Raw genomic sequence first — 16,513 nt, 5'->3', positions numbered from 1 at the left:
ACGGTAGTAGGGCGCCCTGGCGAGCTTGAGAACCCGGCACGTCACCGTGACGGCGATCCCGTCAGCGGCGAGCTCCTTCACGAGCGGGTACATCATTTTCCCGGCAGGTTCGCCTGCGACAGATACGCGGCAGCGCGACGAAGAACTTCGTTCTCCTGCTCCAACAGGCGATTCCGCTTCCGCAGCTCGCGAAGCTCAGCGGATTCCGAAGCGGTGACACCGGGTCGGTTCCCCTCCTCGACATCGGCGGCACGCAGCCAGTTCTGCAGGCATGTCTCGCTGACACCGAAATCGGCGGCAATCTGCTTGATCGTCACACCGCCTTCGCGGCGACGAGCCGCACCGACGACATCGTCGCGGAACTCGCGGGGATAGGGCTTAGGCATGTTGACATCCTTCCAGTGGCACCCTGACAGCACCACAGATCAGATGTCACCTACTGGTGCAGCAGTCCCCCGGAGTTCTTGTCGCGGTCTTTCTCGTCGCGCTGGTCTTGCTGGTCGCGGTCGCGGGCCTTGCTGGAGGACGACGTAGTTGTGGTCTCCGGCGTCGGGGTCCGCAGCTTCGGTGTGGCGGTCGGTGCCTGCGGTGTGGTTGCGACGGTGTTCGGTGCGGTGGTGACCGGGTTCTGCTGCTGTCCGGTCTGCGGCGCTGTCGGCTGCCCGGTCTGCGGTGCTTGCTGGGGGGCTTGGGTGGGGCCGCAGTTGGCGATGCAGGCGTTGGGGTCGGTCTGGTCGGGGGTGGGCATCGGCATCGCGGTGCCTTGGAAGCCGCCGCCGTTGCCTTGTGTCGGTGCTGGGGTGTCCGGCGGGGTGTAGCCGGGAACGGTGGTGTTCGGCGCTTGCGGGGCGGTGGTGTTACCCCCGTTGCCTTGGGTGGGGCCGGGGTCCTGGGTGGGTGTCGTAGGCCCGCAGGTATTAGAACCGTCTGGACACGGCAACGCATTCGCCGGCGCCGTGTTCAGGCTTGTGGGGAGCAGGATCAGGGCGGACGCGACACCGACGGCGCCGACCGCGGCGGCGACCCGGGCGCCGGGCGAGGCGGGTCCGTCACCGGAGTGCAGGGTCGGGTTCGAGTCGCGGAGCTCACGGACGCCCTTCCAGAACACCAGCCCGATCAGCCCGGAGATGAGGAAGTAGCCGAGGAACACCACCGGCACCGGCGTCCAGTACCGGGCCGGCCCGAACGTGAGCAGCAGCCCGACGATCAGTAGCGCGGCCGCGGCGAGGGTGATCGCCCACCACCCGGCCCGGGAGGTGCCGGGCTCGTCGGTGTCTGCGGTGACGGCGTGCGCCGGCTTCCCGCTGGGTGGCTGGCTGTCGTCACGCGCGAGCGGAAATTGCGCGGTGTCGGGAGCCGGGACGGGCTGCCCGGTCTCGTCGGTTGGGGAGGGCATGGGTCCTCGATTCTGAAGAAGGGAACGGGGTGGAGTCGACCCGGTTTCGACAGCCGCACACAGCTGGATTTGGGATCGGCCGGGGACGCATTCACCAGAGCACGTCCTGGTCGTCCGGTTCAACGGTCCGGACGGGTCCGGACAACTCCGGACACCCATCTCTGCTGGCAGCGACGATTGCCGTTACCGAACTGTGATGTTTGTGGGCGGCATTCGGTGGTGTCCGGAGTGTCCAGTCCGGACGGTCCGGACGGCGTGTCGTCGGTTTCGTCGTCGGCGTGTCGCGGCCCTGCGGTGTCACATCGTGGCCCAGCTGAGCAGGTACGCCATCACCGCGAGGGCGGCGACGAGGACGACGATGACGCTCACCACGGCGATGGCGATGGGCTTGCGGTCAACCTCACGTACGGGTTCCGCAGCGTCGACGTCAGCCGCACCGTTCGCGTCGGCATGGGCGTCGGCGGAGAGGTCGACCGATTGCCGCCACACCTCGCGCCACCGCTCGGGTGTCCAGTCGCTCGTGCCGCTCGCCGTGTCATCTGCCTCCGCTGTGGTGAGGCCGCTCGCTGCGATGCGCAGGTAGGCGATGACGGGTTCGAGGTCCTCGAACCGGGCCGGTACGTGCCGGCCGGCGCGCCAGTCCGAGAGCCGCTGCTTCGACACACCCGGTGCCGCGTGCGCGACTGCGGCGAGGCTCGGGTTCCCCGCCTCGTCGAACGCGTGCCGCAGCGCGGAGGCGAGATCGCCCCCATCACCGCCGGGGATCGGCTCTGTCACTTCTGCACCAACGCGTAGAACTTCTGGAGATTGGACCAGAACAACCACCCGGCAACCACGGTGATGATCGCGAAGCCGCCCCACACCGGCCACGACCCGATCGCCTCAACCGCCCTCGGCAACCGAGGCAACGTGAACGCGCAGCACACCACGATCACCGCCCCCAGGATCAGCCCCACGGCGGCCTTCACGGCCTCGCCGCGCTCAGGCTCAGCCACGAGGACCCGCCGCGGCGGCCGCCGGCTTCGCCGGAGCGGACGACGCAGGTGCCGGAGACGGCTTCGGCGCAGTCACCTTCGTAGCGGGTGCCGGCTTCGCTGGCGCAGGCTTCGCGGGTACGGGCTTCGCGGCCGGTGCGGGTTTGACCTGCTCACTGACCCGTGCGGCGACAGCCGTGTTCGGGGTCGCGGCGAGTGCGGGTGGGTTCGGGTCCTGGCGGACCTTCGGCGGGTTCACCGGCGGATCGTTCGCGTCCCGCCGCAGGTACAGCGGAGTGGAGTACGCGGTGGTGGAAATGTCGCCGTGATCGGTGGAGAGGGTCGCAACCGCCCACATCACGATCTGCGCGGCCCAGCAGGCGTCCATCCGGACCATCGTCTCCCGCACGACGACGTAACCGGAGGTGCCGGTCAGGGACTTCTTCGCCAAGGCTTGTTCCTTCGAGCCACCTGCGGCGATGGTCCCCTGCACAGTGCCCGAAATCGTGGTCGTGCCGCCACCGGTAGCTGAGATCCCCTCCGTGATCGAGGCGTTCACCGATCCGCTGCCCTGACCACCGTTCGACCCACCCTGGCCGCCGCCGGTCACGCCCTGCTGCGACGACAGCGACGGCGTCAGCGAGTAGTTCCCCGCCTGCGACAGAGTCCCGCCGAGCTGGATCTGCTGCGGGGAAGCCCCACACGCGAGAGTCGTGCCGACGGTGATCGTCGCACTTCGCACCTTCACCTTCGGCGGCTTCTTCGGATCCTTGAGCTCGATCACCGCCCGACCGGCCATCGACAACGCCGCCTGATACGACTGCGGCGACCCACCCAACGGCACCAAGCTTCTGGCGTTCATCCCGAACAACTCCGCGCGCAGGATGAACCCGTCCGCGTCCTCCTGCGCCCGCGCCTTATCCGCGAAGATCCCCGACCGAACCGCACCCATCCGGGGCATCGGATCCGGCGCAACCGGCACCGCAGCCACCACACCACCCGCGACAGTGACACCAACGACGACCATCACCGCGCCGACCTTCCGCAGATCACCACGCCGCAACCGATCCCGCTGCCGCACCTCCAGGAATCCACGCCGCCGCGGCAGACGGTTCACACTGCCAGAGAACATGCCCGGCTCCTTCATCTCAGCTTCACATTAGCCACATCAGTAACTTGCGTAACACTAAAGCAGAGATCCAGACTCCTTGAACAGCGCCGTTATAGAACTGCAACCTAACTAGGCTGGGTCATTACCCGAGCTTCAAGGAGTGCGAGAAGGGACCAGACCTGGACGAGGTCGGTGCGCGTGGTCGGAAGCCCGTACCAGGAAGCCGGTACGGCCCGGTTCGCTGAACACCTCGGCACCAGCTAAGGCGCCGGCGCCACCGAGCAGCACCGGGCCCGCCGAGACATCCTCGTAGTGCTGGTCGACGCGCTCGACCATCACCGCGACGTCTACGAGATCCTGTTCGCGGCCGACGACATCGACACCGCAAGGACAACACTCATGGCCAAGTACGGCTGGTCCGAGCACGGCACGAACGCAGTTCTCGACATGCAACAGCGGCGCCTACCGAAGGCCGAGCGGGAGCGGATCACGGTCGCGCTCCGCGACCTAACCGCCGAGATCGCGCGCGTCGAGGCCGAGCAGCACAACCGCCGGGAGCTGTGACGATGCGCCCCACCGACGCAGGCGGCACGCTCGACGAGACGATCCGCCACCTGTACCACCGGATCCTCGCCGCGACCGGCGTCGTCGACCTGGTCACGGACGAGACGCTCATCGACGTCGGCGACCCCGCCGACGCGCTGTTCTGGCTCCTCGCCTCCGTCGACAAGGAGAGCCGCCGAGTCCCCGCCGATCTCGCGGACGAGGTCGTCGCGGTCGCCGAGGCGTTGATCGAGCGCGGCGGTCACCTCGACGCGAAGGACGGAGCTACCTTGCGCGACGCCGTCAACGGTCTCCGCGCCATGACCGACGAGGACCGCCTCGACGAGAACCGAGCGAAGATCGCCCCGCGCACCTGAGCCCGGCCGTACGGTCGATGTATGACGTTGCTCATTTCCATGCTGGCGCGAGACGAGATCGCCGTCGTGATGGACACGTTCGGGATGGGCGGCGAACCGGGCCGGCACTACACCAAGTGCTGGGCGCCCGACTCCGGACGCTTCATCGTCGCCGGCACAGGTCTCGCAGACGTCGTCAGCCCGTGGCTCGACCAGGTCGCCGCGATGCCCGCCGCATCCGAGCCCCACGACGTCGCCGAGATGACCCTCGACTTCCTCGCGATGCGATCTGCGGACCTACCCGCCGAGGCCGAGGGCCACCACTCGACGGCGTACATCTACTCGTTCTCGACGGATCGCCACTCCCCACTGCGACAATCGTTCTCCTCCCGCGACTCGTTCGAGCGCAGGGAGAAGGTCACCGAGGGATTCTGGATCGCTCCGCAGGTGCCCATCCCGCTACAGCTCGTCCACGACGGACTTGAGGGCACAGACCAGCACTTGCTCGCGCTCGCTCAGTACGTTGCGCTCGAGTGCGACCGGGGCGAGTCGGAGGTCCACATTGCGGGTGAGGCGAGGGTCATCCGTATCAACCCACGCGGACTGATGCAGCTGGGCACAATCGGGCGGATCCGCTAGCCAGCCCGCGCTCGCGCGCACCCGCAGATTTCCCAGAAGCAGCTGCCCAGCGCGGGCCGCTGAGGTGGAATTGCGCGCATGGACCTACCAGTCAACGAGCAAGATCGTCAGGCCCTCGACGCTACCGCTCAAACGATCGGCCACCAGGTGACGATCGAAGGAGATCTCTACTGGGCGCGACCGCGGGGCGCCATCGCGGGACACAGGTGCAGGTTTGCCACGTCCAGCCATGACGACATGCTTGTCTACCTGCAGAGTCGAGCTCGACGTGACAGCTGGAACCTGGACTTGCAGGATCCAGCCGTCGAGGTGGAGGCCGTCGGGCTAACAGCGATCGCAATCACCGAGCGCGCCACCGGCGATCGGGTGGAAGTGTCCGGCGGCCTGACAAGAGTGATCCCCGGCGAGCCTGTGGCGGACTTCTACACCAAGGAGCCCGCTCGGATCGGCCGCTGGTTCCGCTAGTCCGCAGCCAGTCCGCAGAAGAACGACCGCGCGCCGTTCAGCACCAACTACTACAACGCTCTAACCTGGCCATATGCCTCGTCGCCAACGACACCGATCCGCGCAAACGCCCAGTTCGCTGTCCCCGTACTACTACTGAAAATCCATGCCGGAGTGCGTGTTCTGCGCGATCGTCGCGGGTGACTCCCCCGCGGCGATCGTCGCCGAGACCGACGACCTGCTCGCCCTGCTCGACGTCCGCCCCGTCAGCACAGGCCACACCCTCGTGGTTCCGAAGGTGCACGCCGCGCGGCTCTCCGAGCTCGACGATGCCCTCGGCGCGCGCATGTTCGCGCTCGGGCACCGGCTGGCCCGGGCCGCGCAGGCCGGCCCGCTCCACGCAGACGGGACGAATCTCGTCGTCAACGACGGGCGCGCCGCATTTCAGACCGTCGATCACGTTCATCTGCACGTGATCCCGCGGTTCGCCGGTGACAAGCGGGCGTTGCTCGGCCGGCTCCTCCGCCGCCGGCCCCGCACGTCCGACGGTGCCGCCGCCCTCCTCCGGGAGGGCCTGGCGGACTGACTCCGGACCGCGTCGAGCGCCCGAGGTCCACTCACAGTTTTTCAGTGCGTGCGGTAACGAATAACACGCCCACCTCGATGCTCTTGGTGTCAGAGACGACGCACCTTCGACACCGAGGAGCACTGATCACATGACCAGCCGCACCGCCCGTATCGCCCTCGCCGCCGGCGCCTGCACCACGCTCGCACTGGGAGCCCTGCCCGCCACCGCCTCCGCCGACACCGTCGTCCGGTTCGACGGCTGGGTCACGACGCCCGGCTTCGCCGACCCCATGCCCTTCCCCTCCGTGCATTACACGGGTACCGTCGACGCCAAGGGCTGGATCACCGTCCGGCCCGACTGCATCAAGGGCGGGCTCGGCGGACCGTCGGCGCCGTGCGTCGACAACCCCGCGCTCCGCGCGACGATCGCGAATCGCACGCTGAGCTGGTGGAACGATGGCAAGCGGTACGGCGGCGAGGTCAAGGCACAGCCCGACGGATCCTTCACCACGCTGATCGGCGAGAAGCGGGTGACCTTCACTGTCGGCGGGCCCGGCACCGTCGGGAAGGCGATCGGCCACTACTCCGCCTGAATCGCACCCCTCCCGCAGCGGCCGCGACACGGGTAACTTCGGACATATGGCAACCATTTCCATTAACACTGAGCTTCCGCTGCCCGCCGCCCGCGCCCGGGCGATGGCCGCCGTCCCCGACGTGATGCTGTTCGTGCTGGCACCGGTGCTGGCCTTCGACATGGACGAGGCCCCGCCCGTGGGGGTCCCCGTCGAGCCGGGATTCTCCGCCCGCGGCCGCGTGCGCTGGTTCGGCGTCCTACCCGGCTGGGTTCACGAGATCACGGTCCGGCGCCTCGACGAGTTCGAGATCTCCACCAACGAGCACGGCGGCCCGGTGAAGGTCTGGAATCACCGTCTCACCTTCGAGCCACTGGGCCCCGACCGGTGTCGATACACCGACGCCATCGAGATCGAGGACGGTGCGCGAGGCCTGCTCACGGGCGTGTTCGTGCGCGCGATGTTCCGGCACCGGCACCGACGGTGGCGGATCCTTGCGGCCGCCGTCGCCGCGGCCGACGCCGCGTAGCACCGGCCCCGTCAGCCGTGAGCGCGCTGGTGCCGGGGCTGGTACAGCCCGATCACTCCGCCGCCCGGCAGCGTCAGCGAGGTCAGTAGGCCCCAGCCCTGATCGGTGATCGGCGTGGTCTCGACGCCCTTCGCCTCGAGCGCGGCGACCTCGGCGGCGACGTCGTCGCACATCAGGTAGAGCTCCTGTTTCGGCGGGCCGTCGGTCGGATGCACCGCGATCTCCGACGCCGGCAGCGGCAGGATCAGCCAGCCCTGCCCGGCGTCCACCCCCTCGACACCGAGGACGTCGCGCAGGAACGCGCGGTCGGCCTCCGCGTCGGCCGAGTAGTGGATGACGTGCGCCCCGTTGATCATCGCCTCACCGTAACCCCGACATCCTCGGTTCGTGTCGGCGACGACACGCCGAATCCCCACCGCAGAGGTGCACCCATGTCCGATTCGGCTGCCACGGTCACGATGACATGGCCCGCAGGACGAGCAGGCCACCTCCGCAGGCCACGTCAGCCCGACAACGAGTCTCGACCGCTGCCGTCGGTCGGCCAGGCATCGTCGATCGCCGACCTCCGCGCAATATCGACGGCCTCGAACCGAACGCCCAGCGCATCGGCGACGGAGTACGTGAATCTCCGTCCATCATCACGGCCGTCGTAGTCGATCCTGAGTCCGTCGCACGTCGCCCAGCGAGCGACGGTGTCGTCCAGGGATTCGGTCCAGAACCCGAGATGGTCGAAACGCGGCCCTGACTCGGACACGTCCCACGGACTTCCGACGGGCCCTTCGACCAATTCGATACGCGGCTCAGACGTGCTGAACACGATCCGGTACGTCCACTCCCGCAACGACGCCGTCTGCGGTTCGTGCCACTGCACCCCCACCGCCTCGGTGAACGTCGCCATCGCCGCGTCGAGGTCCGGGACCGCGAACGCCACGTGGTAGAACCCGACCGATTGCAAACCGCTACTCCTCGAGCACCCGGAACCGGAAGGTGGTGCGACCCAACGTGAGTTCGTCACCGTCCGACAGGGGCAGCTGGCCGGAGACGCGACGCTCCCCGACATAGGTCCCGTTGGAGGACTGCAGGTCGCGGACGGCGAAGCCGCTGACCGAGCCGGTGATCACGGCGTGCTCACGGGAGACCTTGGTGTCGTCGATGCTGATGTCGTTGTCGGGCAGGCGGCCGAGACGGACCTCACCGTGCACGAGGTACTCCGTGCCGTCGACGCCGGTGAGAGTGCCGCGCGGGCCGGCCGCGGCCACCGACACGTCGGTCTCCGTCTTTTCGAAGGCCCGTGGGTCACCGGGCACTGCCGCTGGACGAGCGGCGGCGAAGGCGAGCGGCTCCTGGCGCAGCACCTTGCCCTCGAGCTCGACCAGTGCGGGTGTCGGGTCCGCGCCCAGCTCATCGGCGAGGGTGCGGCGCAGATCGCGGGCCGCCTCGAGCGCATCGGCCTGCCGCCCGGTGACGTACAGCGCCGTGATGAGCTGCCCCCACAGCGGCTCCTGCAGCGGATGCTCGGAGACCAGCCGGCGCAGCTCGCCGATGACGGACGCCGCCCGGCCGGCCGCGATCTCCGCGTCGTACATCGCGGACTGCACGGCGGCCCGCTCCTCCGCCATGCCCACCGCGAAGTTGTCCGCGAACTGCAGGCCGCGCAGATCCGCCACCGCATCCCCGCGGAACTCGGACAGCGCGGAGGCGAACATCAACGACGCGTGGTCGTAGCGCCCCGCTGCGGCGAGTTCGGCGCCCCGTCTGCGCGCCGCGTCGAACCGGCCCACATCGGACTGCTCCGGCGCCAGATCCAGACGGTAGGTCGACCCGGAGGTGACCAGTTGCGCGTCGAGCCCGGACCCTGCGCCCGGGCCGCGCAACGCCTTGCGGAGGCCGCTGACGAACACCTGGAGGCTCGCGCGTGCCGACGCGGGCGGGTTGCCGTCCCACACCTGCTCGCTCAGGGAATCGACGGTGACCGCGCGCCCGCGGTTCATCACCAGCAGCGCGAGCACCGACCGGGGCTTCACACCGGAGACCTCGTTGGGCGCACCGTCGACGGAGAGCGAGACCTGACCCAGCACCCGGATATCCAAAGACGCCATGCCGGAATAGTAGTCGGGACGCATCGACCGCCCGGTTGAGCACCTGCAAAACCACCCCAAAACGGACATCGCCCGAGAGTTCTGAGAGCACCCTGAATGAACATCTGATGAACGATGGTAGGACGGTAGAGAATCTGCAGGTCAGAACGGTGTCGGGCCCGTCTCACCCGTTTGGTGGAACCACCCCTTCGGCCGCACTATTTTCACCATGAACAGCGAACTCATCATCCTGCTGTTGGTGATCGTGACGGCACTCGCCTTCGACTTCACCAACGGCTTCCACGACACGGGCAACGCGATGGCCACGTCCATCGCGACCGGCGCCTTGAAGCCGAAGACCGCAGTGAGCCTGTCGGCGATCCTGAACCTGGTCGGCGCCTTCCTGTCCGTCGAGGTCGCTCTCACCGTGACCAACGCGGTGATCAAGATCCAGAACAAGGACGGCTCCCCGAAGACGGAGTTCACCGAGCAGCACGGCCGCGCCCTGCTGATCATCGTGCTGGCGGGCCTGATCGGCGGCATCGTCTGGAACCTGCTGACCTGGCTGCTGGGCCTGCCCAGCTCCAGCTCGCACGCGCTGTTCGGCGGCCTCATCGGCGCTGCGCTCGCCTCCGGCGCCGGCGTCGTCTGGGTCGGCCACGGCAAGCTCGACGGTGTCGTCGGCAAGGTGATCATGCCCGCGCTGTTCGCGCCGATCGTCGCCGGCCTCGTGGCCGCCGTCGGCACCTTCCTGATCTTCAAGATCGTCGCCGGTGTCGCCGAGCGCTTCACCGAGGAGGGCTTCCGCTGGGGCCAGATCGGTACCGCCTCGCTCGTCTCGCTGGCTCATGGCACCAACGACGCGCAGAAGACCATGGGCGTCATCACCCTCGCCCTCATCGGCTACAGCGCTTCGACCCCCGCCTCGACCGGCCCGTTCGCCTGGCACGACACCCACGGCGTCCCGTTCTGGGTCAAGGTGGCATGTGCCGTGGCGATCGCGCTCGGCACCTTCCTGGGCGGCTGGCGCATCATCCGCACCCTCGGCAAGGGCCTGATCGAGATCAGCTCCCCGCAGGGCATGGCCGCCGAGGCCTCCTCCGCCACGATCATCCTGGCCTCGAGCCACCTCGGCTTCGCCCTCTCCACCACGCACGTCGCCACCGGCTCGATCCTCGGCTCGGGCGTCGGCAAGCCGGGCGCGAAGGTGCGCTGGGGCGTCGCCGGCCGCATGGTCGCGGCATGGGTGATCACCCTCCCCGCCGCCGCCGTCGTGGGCGCCGTCATGTGGTTCGTCGCCGCCAAGATCCCGACGCTGGCCGGCCCGCTGGTCGCGTTCATCATCCTGGCCACGCTGTCGGGCTACATGTACTGGCGCGCGCAGCAGCAGAAGGTCGACTCCAACAACGTCAACGCCGAGTGGGACGACGAGACCAATGCGGTCGCGCCGGCCGCCGACGAGAAGATTGCGAAGGTCTAAGACATGGAAACCATCTCCCTCGCCCTCAGTGCGGTCTGGAAGGTCCTCCTCGTGGGCCTGATCCTCGGCGCAGGTCTGCCCGCCCTGTTCGCCGTCGGCGTCCGCGGCCTGGCCGTCGGCAACGGCCACGAGCGGGAGGACGGCACCGTCCACCAGCCGAACCCGCTCGGCAACGTTCTCGCCGCGATCGCCTTCGTCATCGTCATCGCCGCGATCCTCCTCGGCATCGCGATGATCGTCGCGTCCGGCTTCAAGTACGAGCTCACCTTCGAGCACATCTACCCGTGGTTCGAGAAGAAGAAGTAGGGGCGGACATGACCACCGAGAACACCCAGGACAGCGTCCTGACGCAGGTCCTCGACTGGCTGCGCGCCGGTTACCCCGAGGGCGTCCCGCCGAAGGACTACTTCCCCCTCCTCGCCCTGCTCAAGAAGCAGCTCACCGAGGACGAGGTGAACTCCGTCATCGGCCGCATCCTCGCGAACCGCCCCGACGAGGTGCACCGCGAGGAGATCGAGGCCGCGATCACGAAGGTCACGCAGACCGAACCGAGTGATGCCGACCTGCGCCAGGTCGCGAGCAAGCTCGCCGCGGGCGGCTGGCCGCTCACCGGTTTCGCCCACTGAGAGAAGTTCGCTCAGCCGTCGACCACGACACCACGCGGACGGCCCCCTATGCTGGTCACAGGCATAGGGGGCCGTTCACGATAGTCTCCCTGTGACATTGCAACACCCGGCGCCCCGCGCGGCGCACTGCACCGGAGGTGAACAGCTCATGAGTTCGGGTTCGGGCTTCCTCGCCAAGATCGTGGACTGGCTGCGTGCCGGCTACCCCGACGGCGTGCCCAGCACGGATTACCAGCCGCTCCTGGCACTCCTCGACCGCCAGTTGACCAGGGACGAGGTCAAGGAGGTCGCGCGCGAATTGATCGACGACGCGCACCTCACCGAGGCCGGTCTCGACCCGATCACCCGTGTCGACGCCGGCGTCGCCATCAGCGGTCACACCCACGAGCTGCCGCTCGAGAAGGACATCGCGCGGGTCCGCGAGCGGCTCGAGCGCAAGGGCTGGCCCTTCGACAACTCCCCCCTCGACCCCGATTACCACCGCCGCGACTCGCAGTAGCCTGATCGGGTGATCCTCGAGCCGCTGCCGATCGACACCGTCGAATCCGCCCTGCCGCAGTTGGAGGCACTCCTCGCCGGCACCGCCCCGGCGTGGCTGCCCGTCCCCGCGCAGGATCCGCGCGAGGCCGCGCGGCTCAGCGGGGCCCTCGCCGGGGGCGAGGCCATCGACGAGCGGGTCGCTCTCGTGGTCGCGACCTCCGGCACCACCGGCACACCCAAGGGCGCGATGCTCACCCGGGAAGCGCTCGCGGCCAGCGCCGCGGGCACGCACGCACGGCTCGGCGGCACGGGCCAGTGGCTGCTCGCGATGCCGCCGCACCACGTCGCGGGAGTGCAGGTGATGTTGCGCTCCCTGGCCGCCGGACACGCACCCGCCCAGCTCGACGTCCGCGGCGGCTTCGACCCCGGGTCCCTCGCTCCGGCGCACGCCGCGATGACGGCGGACCGTCGGTACGTCTCACTGGTGCCCACCCAGCTCGTGAAGGTCCTCGCCGACCCCGCCGCCACCGACGCCCTGGCCCGCTTCGACGGCGTACTCATCGGCGGCGCCGCCTGCCCCGCCCCGGTCCGCGAGGCGGCGCTCACCGCCGGCATCCGGATGGTCCGCACGTACGGGATGAGCGAGACGGCCGGGGGCTGCGTGTACGACGGTGCGCCCCTCCCCGGCGTCGAGATCCGCCTGGACGGTCCGGAATCCCGGGTCGTCCTGGGCGGCCCGACGGTGGCCCTCGGCTACCGGAACCTGCCCGATCATCCCGCGTTCGCGGAGCCCGGGCACTTCCGCACGGACGATGCGGGAACCCTGTCCGACGGTGTCCTCTCCGTCACGGGCCGGCTCGACGAGGCCATCTCGACCGGAGGCCTGACGGTGCTCCCCCAGGTCGTCGAGGCCGTCCTCGCGCGGGTGCCCGGCGTGGCCGAGGTCGCCGTCTTCGCCCAGCCCGATCCGCGGCTCGGCCAGCGCGTCGCCGCCGCCGTCGTCCGGACCCCCGGCACACCGGAGGGCGCGGTCACCGTCGAGGCCCTGCGGCGTGCGGTGGAGGCCGAACTGGACCGGACAGCGGCACCGCGCGCGGTGTATCTCGTCGACGAGCTACCGCGGCGCGGGCCGGGAAAGATCGATCGACGGGCATTGGCGGCGCAGATCACAAATATTCACGGTTGAAGGAATCTGGTCTAAGCTTACTGCCGAGTAAGATCGCTCGGCAGTAGTCAGCCCCGGATCGGAGAACCGTGAAGCAGAACATCGCAGCGCAGACGCCGCTGCTCAACCCCCGCGACGTCGACTTCCTGCTCTACGAGTGGCTGAACGCCGAGGAGCTGACCAAACGCGAGCAGTTCGCCGACCACTCCAAGGAGACCTTCGACGCCGCGCTCGACCTGGCCGCCGACATCGCGGTGCAGAAGCTGTCGAACCACTACAAGGAGGCCGACGCCGCGGAGCCGACGATCCAGCCCGACGGCACCGCGAAGACGCTCCCCGAGACCAAGGCCGGCCTGGACGCGATCAACGAGGCCGGCTTCACCTTCGCCGAACTGCCGGCCGAGGAGGGCGGCATCGGCCTGCCGTCGCTGATCAGCAAGGCCGCGTTCGCGTGGATGCAGGCGGCGAACGTCTCGACCACGGTCTACTCGGGCCTGACGCTCGGCAACGGCAACGTCATCCGCTCCTTCGGCACCGACGAGCAGAAGCGCCTGTACCTCGAGCCGATGATCGAGGGCCGGTTCACCGGCACCATGTGCCTCTCGGAGCCCGACGCCGGCTCGGCGCTCGCCGACATCAGCGCGAAGGCCGAGCCCCGCGGCGACGGCACCTACGCCATCACCGGCACCAAGATGTGGATCACCGGCGGCGACCACGAGATGACCGAGAACATCGTGCACCTCGTGCTGGCCAAGGTTCCGGGCGCGCCGGACGGGGTCAAGGGCATCTCGCTGTTCATCGTCCCGAAGTACCTGGTGAACGACGACCAGTCCGTCGGCGAGCGCAACGCCGTCAACCTGGTGAGCCTCAACCACAAGATGGGCAACAAGGGCACCACGAACTGCCTGCTCTCGCTCGACGGTGCCACCGGCTACCTCGTCGGCGCCGAGAACCGCGGCCTCGTGCAGATGTTCCAGATGATGAACGAGGCGCGCGTCGCGGTGGGCCTCGCATCGTCGGCGATCGGCTACACCGGCTACCTGCAGTCGCTGGAGTACGCGAAGACCCGCGTGCAGGGCCGTCCCGTCACCGCCCCGACCGGGCCGCAGGTTCCGATCATCGAGCACCCGGACGTGCGGCGGATGCTGCTGGCGCAGAAGAGCTATGTCGAGGGCGGGCTCGCGCTCTCGCTCTTCTCCGCGCGGCTGATCGACGACGCGCACACGGCACCGTCGGAAGAGGAGCGCGCGGCCGCCGGCCAGCTGCTCGACCTGCTGACCCCGATCATCAAGAGCTGGCCCAGCGAGTGGGCGACGCGCGCCAACGACCACGCCATCCAGATCCACGGCGGCTACGGTTACACCCGCGACTACAACGTCGAGCAGCTCTACCGGGACAACCGGCTCAACGCGATCCACGAGGGCGCCAAGGCGATTCACGGCCTGGACCTGCTGGGCCGCAAGGTGCCGCAGCAGGGCGGCGCGGCGTTCGGCGCGCTGCTCGGCCGGATCGAGGCGACCGCGGCCCGCGCCGCCGCCGTCGACGAGCTCGCCCCGTTCGCCGAGGCGCTGCGCGCCGCGAGCGCCCGCGCCGTCGAGGTGACGATGACGCTGGGCGGCTCCGGCGATCCGTCGCTCTCGCTCGCCAACGCCACGTCGTACCTGGACGGTCTCGGTCACGTCGTGGTGGCGTGGCTGTGGCTGGATCAGGCCCTGGCCACCTACGCCGAGGACGGGACGGCGCGCAACGAGGCGTTCTACCGCGGCAAGCGGGCGGCGACGCGGTACTTCTTCGTCTACGAGCTGCCCAAGGCGCACACCGAGTTCGACCTGCTCGCGAAGCTCGATCGGATCACGCTCGACCTGGACACGGCGGTCCTCTAGCGACTGCATAGGGTGGGTCGCATGGCAACCCCCGCGCAGTGGCTCGAAGGAGCCCGGCCCCGCACGCTCCCGAACGCGATCGCCCCGGTGATCGCGGGCACGGGGGCGGCGGGGTTCCTCGGCGGGGCGGTGTGGTGGAAGGCCCTGCTGGCGCTCGTGGTGTCGCTGGCGTTGATCATCGGCGTCAACTTCGCCAACGACTACTCCGACGGTGTCCGCGGTACCGACGACGACCGCGTCGGCCCGTTGCGGCTCGTCGGGTCGGGGCTCGCGTCCCCCGCCGCGGTCAAGCGCGCGGCGTTCCTCTGCTTCGGCGTGGGCGCGGTGGCCGGGATCGCCCTGTCGCTGGCCTCCGCGTGGTGGCTGATCCTCGTGGGCGCGGTGTGCGTCGCGGGCGCGTGGTTCTACACGGGCGGGTCGAAGCCCTACGGCTACCTCGGCTTCGGCGAGATCGCGGTGTTCGTGTTCTTCGGCCTGGTCGCGGTGCTCGGCACGCAGTTCGTGCAGGCCGGCAGGGTCGACGGTGCCGGCGCTCTCGCCGCCTGCGCGGTGGGCGCGTACAGCTCGGCGGTCCTCGTCGCCAACAACCTGCGCGACATCCCCACGGACCGCGAGTCGGGCAAGATCACCCTCGCGGTCCGGCTCGGCGACTCCCGCACCCGCGTCCTGTTCGCCGTCCTGGTGGGCGTCCCGACGGTGCTCGGCCTGGTCCTGGCCCTCGTCTGCACGCCGTGGGCGCTGCTGACTCTGCTGTCCGCGCCCCTCGCGATGCGCGCCGCGCTCCCGGTGGTCCGCGGCGGCCAGGGTCGCGATCTGATCCCGGGCATCGCCCAGACCGGCCTGGCCATGCTGGTGTGGTCCATCGCCGCCGCGGTCGGGCTGTTCCTGGGCGCGTGACGTAGGCGTCGTCCGCCGCACCGCACGTCCCGACTAGGACCGCTGGTACGCGCGACACCGGTAGGCACGATCCCCGTTCGGCGGCGGCGGGTCCCGTGTCGTTCTGAAAACCCATGCGTGACACGCATGGCCGCATCGTCGCAGGTCACAGTACGTTCTTCCGAATCGAGCAATGCGCCCCGCGCATGGCTCACGCTGTCGACGACTAGACGCGCAGCAGGAATTCGGCCAGCTCCGCGGGCGGATCGGGCAGATTCACCAGCTCGACCCGGGAGGTGCGCATCGCCTTGACCACGTGGGTCTCCAGATCCTCGATGCCCGGACCACTGCGGAGCACCATCGCGATCTCGACCTCGCCAGCGAGCAGAGCCGCGATCGGATCATCGAGGATCACCTCCTCGGCGTGGGGCGTGTGCTCCCGGTTCCACCGGATCATCGTGCTCTCGAGGTGCGCGGGCAGTTGCACATCAGCGCGATGGGCCAGGCGGAACGCCGCCGGTCGCTCGCCACCGAGGGTGCGGAGCTCGTCGAAGCCGCCCACGATCCGCTCGATGAGCGTGATCGCCGAGCGCGCCCCCGTGGCCAGCTGCGCTCCCTCGACCCCGCGCCGGAAGAGAGGGAACCCCACCAGCTTCTCGGCGGCCGCGACCGACCGCGTGACGGTGGATTGGGCGACGCCGTGTACCCGCGCCGCCTCACTGATGCTGTGCGTGTGCGCGACTGTGGCCACCACCCGTAATCGTTCTATGTCCGACATGTCGGGACGGTACCGC

At 69.2% G+C, this 16,513-nt stretch carries 23 protein-coding genes; 14 read left to right on the top strand and 9 right to left on the bottom strand.

Annotated features, from left to right (window positions below; genetic code table 11):
- Window positions 1-92: 92 nt before the first annotated feature.
- The 5 genes from AXK61_RS25400 to AXK61_RS12755 all read right to left on the bottom strand — a co-directional run bounded on the left by AXK61_RS25400 (window position 93) and on the right by AXK61_RS12755 (window position 3,502).
- Window positions 93-386, bottom strand: coding sequence for an IS3 family transposase (locus AXK61_RS25400; RefSeq protein ID WP_068745614.1), 294 nt, complete (start codon window positions 384-386; stop codon window positions 93-95).
- A gap of 50 nt (window positions 387-436) precedes the next feature.
- A complete protein-coding gene (locus AXK61_RS12770) occupies window positions 437-1,396 on the bottom strand; it encodes a superantigen-like protein SSL4 (protein WP_068745611.1) in 960 nt (319 codons plus the stop codon).
- Between the two features lie 297 nt (window positions 1,397-1,693).
- Window positions 1,694-2,173, bottom strand: coding sequence for a hypothetical protein (locus AXK61_RS12765; RefSeq protein ID WP_068574339.1), 480 nt, complete (start codon window positions 2,171-2,173; stop codon window positions 1,694-1,696).
- Entirely contained in the window at window positions 2,170-2,391 is a 222-nt protein-coding gene (locus tag AXK61_RS12760; protein WP_068574337.1) for a hypothetical protein, read from the bottom strand. Before AXK61_RS12760 ends, AXK61_RS12765 begins: the two co-directional genes overlap by 4 nt.
- Complete coding sequence (locus AXK61_RS12755; RefSeq protein ID WP_175400085.1) at window positions 2,384-3,502, bottom strand: MspA family porin; 1,119 nt, start codon at window positions 3,500-3,502, stop codon at window positions 2,384-2,386. The genes AXK61_RS12760 and AXK61_RS12755 overlap by 8 nt, the downstream gene beginning before the upstream one ends.
- Before the next feature lie 291 nt (window positions 3,503-3,793).
- Between AXK61_RS12755 and AXK61_RS12750 the strand changes: the two genes are divergently transcribed.
- The 7 genes from AXK61_RS12750 to AXK61_RS12720 all read left to right on the top strand — a co-directional run bounded on the left by AXK61_RS12750 (window position 3,794) and on the right by AXK61_RS12720 (window position 7,131).
- Window positions 3,794-4,045: a hypothetical protein gene (locus AXK61_RS12750; RefSeq protein ID WP_068574333.1), complete on the top strand. Its 252-nt coding sequence runs from the start codon at window positions 3,794-3,796 to the stop codon at window positions 4,043-4,045.
- A gap of 2 nt (window positions 4,046-4,047) precedes the next feature.
- Window positions 4,048-4,401, top strand: a complete 354-nt coding sequence (locus AXK61_RS12745; protein WP_068574331.1) for a hypothetical protein — start codon at window positions 4,048-4,050, stop codon at window positions 4,399-4,401.
- A 21-nt stretch (window positions 4,402-4,422) separates the two neighbouring features.
- Window positions 4,423-5,019, top strand: coding sequence for a hypothetical protein (locus AXK61_RS12740; RefSeq protein ID WP_068574329.1), 597 nt, complete (start codon window positions 4,423-4,425; stop codon window positions 5,017-5,019).
- 78 nt (window positions 5,020-5,097) lie between these two features.
- Window positions 5,098-5,484 carry a hypothetical protein gene (locus AXK61_RS12735; RefSeq protein WP_068574327.1) on the top strand — a complete coding sequence of 129 codons (387 nt, stop codon included), beginning with the start codon at window positions 5,098-5,100 and terminating at the stop codon, window positions 5,482-5,484.
- A gap of 145 nt (window positions 5,485-5,629) precedes the next feature.
- Entirely contained in the window at window positions 5,630-6,049 is a 420-nt protein-coding gene (locus AXK61_RS12730) for an HIT family protein (protein WP_068574325.1), read from the top strand.
- 130 nt (window positions 6,050-6,179) lie between these two features.
- A complete protein-coding gene (locus tag AXK61_RS12725; protein ID WP_068574323.1) occupies window positions 6,180-6,623 on the top strand; it encodes a hypothetical protein in 444 nt (147 codons plus the stop codon).
- Between the two features lie 46 nt (window positions 6,624-6,669).
- Entirely contained in the window at window positions 6,670-7,131 is a 462-nt protein-coding gene (locus AXK61_RS12720) for an SRPBCC family protein (RefSeq protein ID WP_068574321.1), read from the top strand.
- An 11-nt stretch (window positions 7,132-7,142) separates the two neighbouring features.
- On the opposite strand, the gene AXK61_RS12715 is transcribed toward AXK61_RS12720, so the two are convergent.
- The 3 genes from AXK61_RS12715 to AXK61_RS12705 form a co-directional block, all read right to left on the bottom strand.
- The gene (locus AXK61_RS12715) at window positions 7,143-7,487 is read right to left on the bottom strand and encodes a VOC family protein (protein WP_068574318.1); all 345 of its coding nucleotides are present in this window, start codon (window positions 7,485-7,487) and stop codon (window positions 7,143-7,145) included.
- A gap of 146 nt (window positions 7,488-7,633) precedes the next feature.
- The gene (locus AXK61_RS12710; RefSeq protein WP_068574316.1) at window positions 7,634-8,086 is read right to left on the bottom strand and encodes a VOC family protein; all 453 of its coding nucleotides are present in this window, start codon (window positions 8,084-8,086) and stop codon (window positions 7,634-7,636) included.
- A 4-nt stretch (window positions 8,087-8,090) separates the two neighbouring features.
- The gene (locus AXK61_RS12705; protein ID WP_068574315.1) at window positions 8,091-9,230 is read right to left on the bottom strand and encodes a BTAD domain-containing putative transcriptional regulator; all 1,140 of its coding nucleotides are present in this window, start codon (window positions 9,228-9,230) and stop codon (window positions 8,091-8,093) included.
- 208 nt (window positions 9,231-9,438) lie between these two features.
- Between AXK61_RS12705 and AXK61_RS12700 the strand changes: the two genes are divergently transcribed.
- The 7 genes from AXK61_RS12700 (at window position 9,439) to AXK61_RS12670 (ending at window position 15,740) form a co-directional block, all read left to right on the top strand.
- Entirely contained in the window at window positions 9,439-10,689 is a 1,251-nt protein-coding gene (locus AXK61_RS12700) for an inorganic phosphate transporter (protein WP_068745609.1), read from the top strand.
- A 3-nt stretch (window positions 10,690-10,692) separates the two neighbouring features.
- Window positions 10,693-10,995, top strand: a complete 303-nt coding sequence (locus tag AXK61_RS12695) for a hypothetical protein (RefSeq protein WP_068745608.1) — start codon at window positions 10,693-10,695, stop codon at window positions 10,993-10,995.
- Window positions 10,996-11,003: 8 nt separating this feature from the next.
- Entirely contained in the window at window positions 11,004-11,315 is a 312-nt protein-coding gene (locus AXK61_RS12690; RefSeq protein ID WP_068745606.1) for a DUF3349 domain-containing protein, read from the top strand.
- Between the two features lie 148 nt (window positions 11,316-11,463).
- Window positions 11,464-11,814 carry a DUF3349 domain-containing protein gene (locus AXK61_RS12685; RefSeq protein ID WP_068745605.1) on the top strand — a complete coding sequence of 117 codons (351 nt, stop codon included), beginning with the start codon at window positions 11,464-11,466 and terminating at the stop codon, window positions 11,812-11,814.
- A gap of 9 nt (window positions 11,815-11,823) precedes the next feature.
- The gene (gene menE, locus AXK61_RS12680; protein WP_068745604.1) at window positions 11,824-12,981 is read left to right on the top strand and encodes an o-succinylbenzoate--CoA ligase; all 1,158 of its coding nucleotides are present in this window, start codon (window positions 11,824-11,826) and stop codon (window positions 12,979-12,981) included.
- Between the two features lie 68 nt (window positions 12,982-13,049).
- On the top strand, window positions 13,050-14,843 hold the full coding sequence (locus tag AXK61_RS12675; protein ID WP_082789328.1) for an acyl-CoA dehydrogenase: 1,794 nt from the start codon (window positions 13,050-13,052) through the stop codon (window positions 14,841-14,843).
- Window positions 14,844-14,864: 21 nt separating this feature from the next.
- Window positions 14,865-15,740, top strand: coding sequence for a 1,4-dihydroxy-2-naphthoate polyprenyltransferase (locus AXK61_RS12670; RefSeq protein WP_068745603.1), 876 nt, complete (start codon window positions 14,865-14,867; stop codon window positions 15,738-15,740).
- 205 nt (window positions 15,741-15,945) lie between these two features.
- On the opposite strand, the gene AXK61_RS12665 is transcribed toward AXK61_RS12670, so the two are convergent.
- Window positions 15,946-16,473 (bottom strand): LysR family transcriptional regulator, encoded by a 528-nt coding sequence (locus tag AXK61_RS12665; protein ID WP_068574302.1) that lies wholly within the window; start codon window positions 16,471-16,473, stop codon window positions 15,946-15,948.
- Between the last annotated feature and the right edge of the window lie 40 nt (window positions 16,474-16,513).

Origin of the sequence: Tsukamurella pseudospumae (assembly GCF_001575205.1) — a bacterium.
Lineage (GTDB): Bacteria > Actinomycetota > Actinomycetes > Mycobacteriales > Mycobacteriaceae > Tsukamurella > Tsukamurella pseudospumae.
Note: the sequence above shows the minus strand (reverse complement) of the source record. Positions and strands in the feature narration are given on the sequence as shown.

Excerpts from the sequence above, each read along its gene's own strand:
- AXK61_RS12755 (WP_175400085.1), bottom strand. The coding sequence starts at position 3,502 with ATGTTCTCTGGCAGTGTGAACCGTCTGCCGCGGCGGCGTGGATTCCTG.
- AXK61_RS12730 (WP_068574325.1), top strand. The coding sequence starts at position 5,630 with ATGCCGGAGTGCGTGTTCTGCGCGATCGTCGCGGGTGACTCCCCCGCG.
- AXK61_RS12715 (WP_068574318.1), bottom strand. The coding sequence starts at position 7,487 with ATGATCAACGGGGCGCACGTCATCCACTACTCGGCCGACGCGGAGGCC.
- AXK61_RS12740 (WP_068574329.1), top strand. The coding sequence starts at position 4,423 with ATGACGTTGCTCATTTCCATGCTGGCGCGAGACGAGATCGCCGTCGTG.
- AXK61_RS12695 (WP_068745608.1), top strand. The coding sequence starts at position 10,693 with ATGGAAACCATCTCCCTCGCCCTCAGTGCGGTCTGGAAGGTCCTCCTC.
- AXK61_RS12720 (WP_068574321.1), top strand. The coding sequence starts at position 6,670 with ATGGCAACCATTTCCATTAACACTGAGCTTCCGCTGCCCGCCGCCCGC.
- AXK61_RS12705 (WP_068574315.1), bottom strand. The coding sequence starts at position 9,230 with ATGGCGTCTTTGGATATCCGGGTGCTGGGTCAGGTCTCGCTCTCCGTC.
- AXK61_RS25400 (WP_068745614.1), bottom strand. The coding sequence starts at position 386 with ATGCCTAAGCCCTATCCCCGCGAGTTCCGCGACGATGTCGTCGGTGCG.
- AXK61_RS12725 (WP_068574323.1), top strand. The coding sequence starts at position 6,180 with ATGACCAGCCGCACCGCCCGTATCGCCCTCGCCGCCGGCGCCTGCACC.
- AXK61_RS12670 (WP_068745603.1), top strand. The coding sequence starts at position 14,865 with ATGGCAACCCCCGCGCAGTGGCTCGAAGGAGCCCGGCCCCGCACGCTC.
- AXK61_RS12770 (WP_068745611.1), bottom strand. The coding sequence starts at position 1,396 with ATGCCCTCCCCAACCGACGAGACCGGGCAGCCCGTCCCGGCTCCCGAC.
- AXK61_RS12745 (WP_068574331.1), top strand. The coding sequence starts at position 4,048 with ATGCGCCCCACCGACGCAGGCGGCACGCTCGACGAGACGATCCGCCAC.
- AXK61_RS12700 (WP_068745609.1), top strand. The coding sequence starts at position 9,439 with ATGAACAGCGAACTCATCATCCTGCTGTTGGTGATCGTGACGGCACTC.
- AXK61_RS12690 (WP_068745606.1), top strand. The coding sequence starts at position 11,004 with ATGACCACCGAGAACACCCAGGACAGCGTCCTGACGCAGGTCCTCGAC.
- AXK61_RS12735 (WP_068574327.1), top strand. The coding sequence starts at position 5,098 with ATGGACCTACCAGTCAACGAGCAAGATCGTCAGGCCCTCGACGCTACC.
- AXK61_RS12685 (WP_068745605.1), top strand. The coding sequence starts at position 11,464 with ATGAGTTCGGGTTCGGGCTTCCTCGCCAAGATCGTGGACTGGCTGCGT.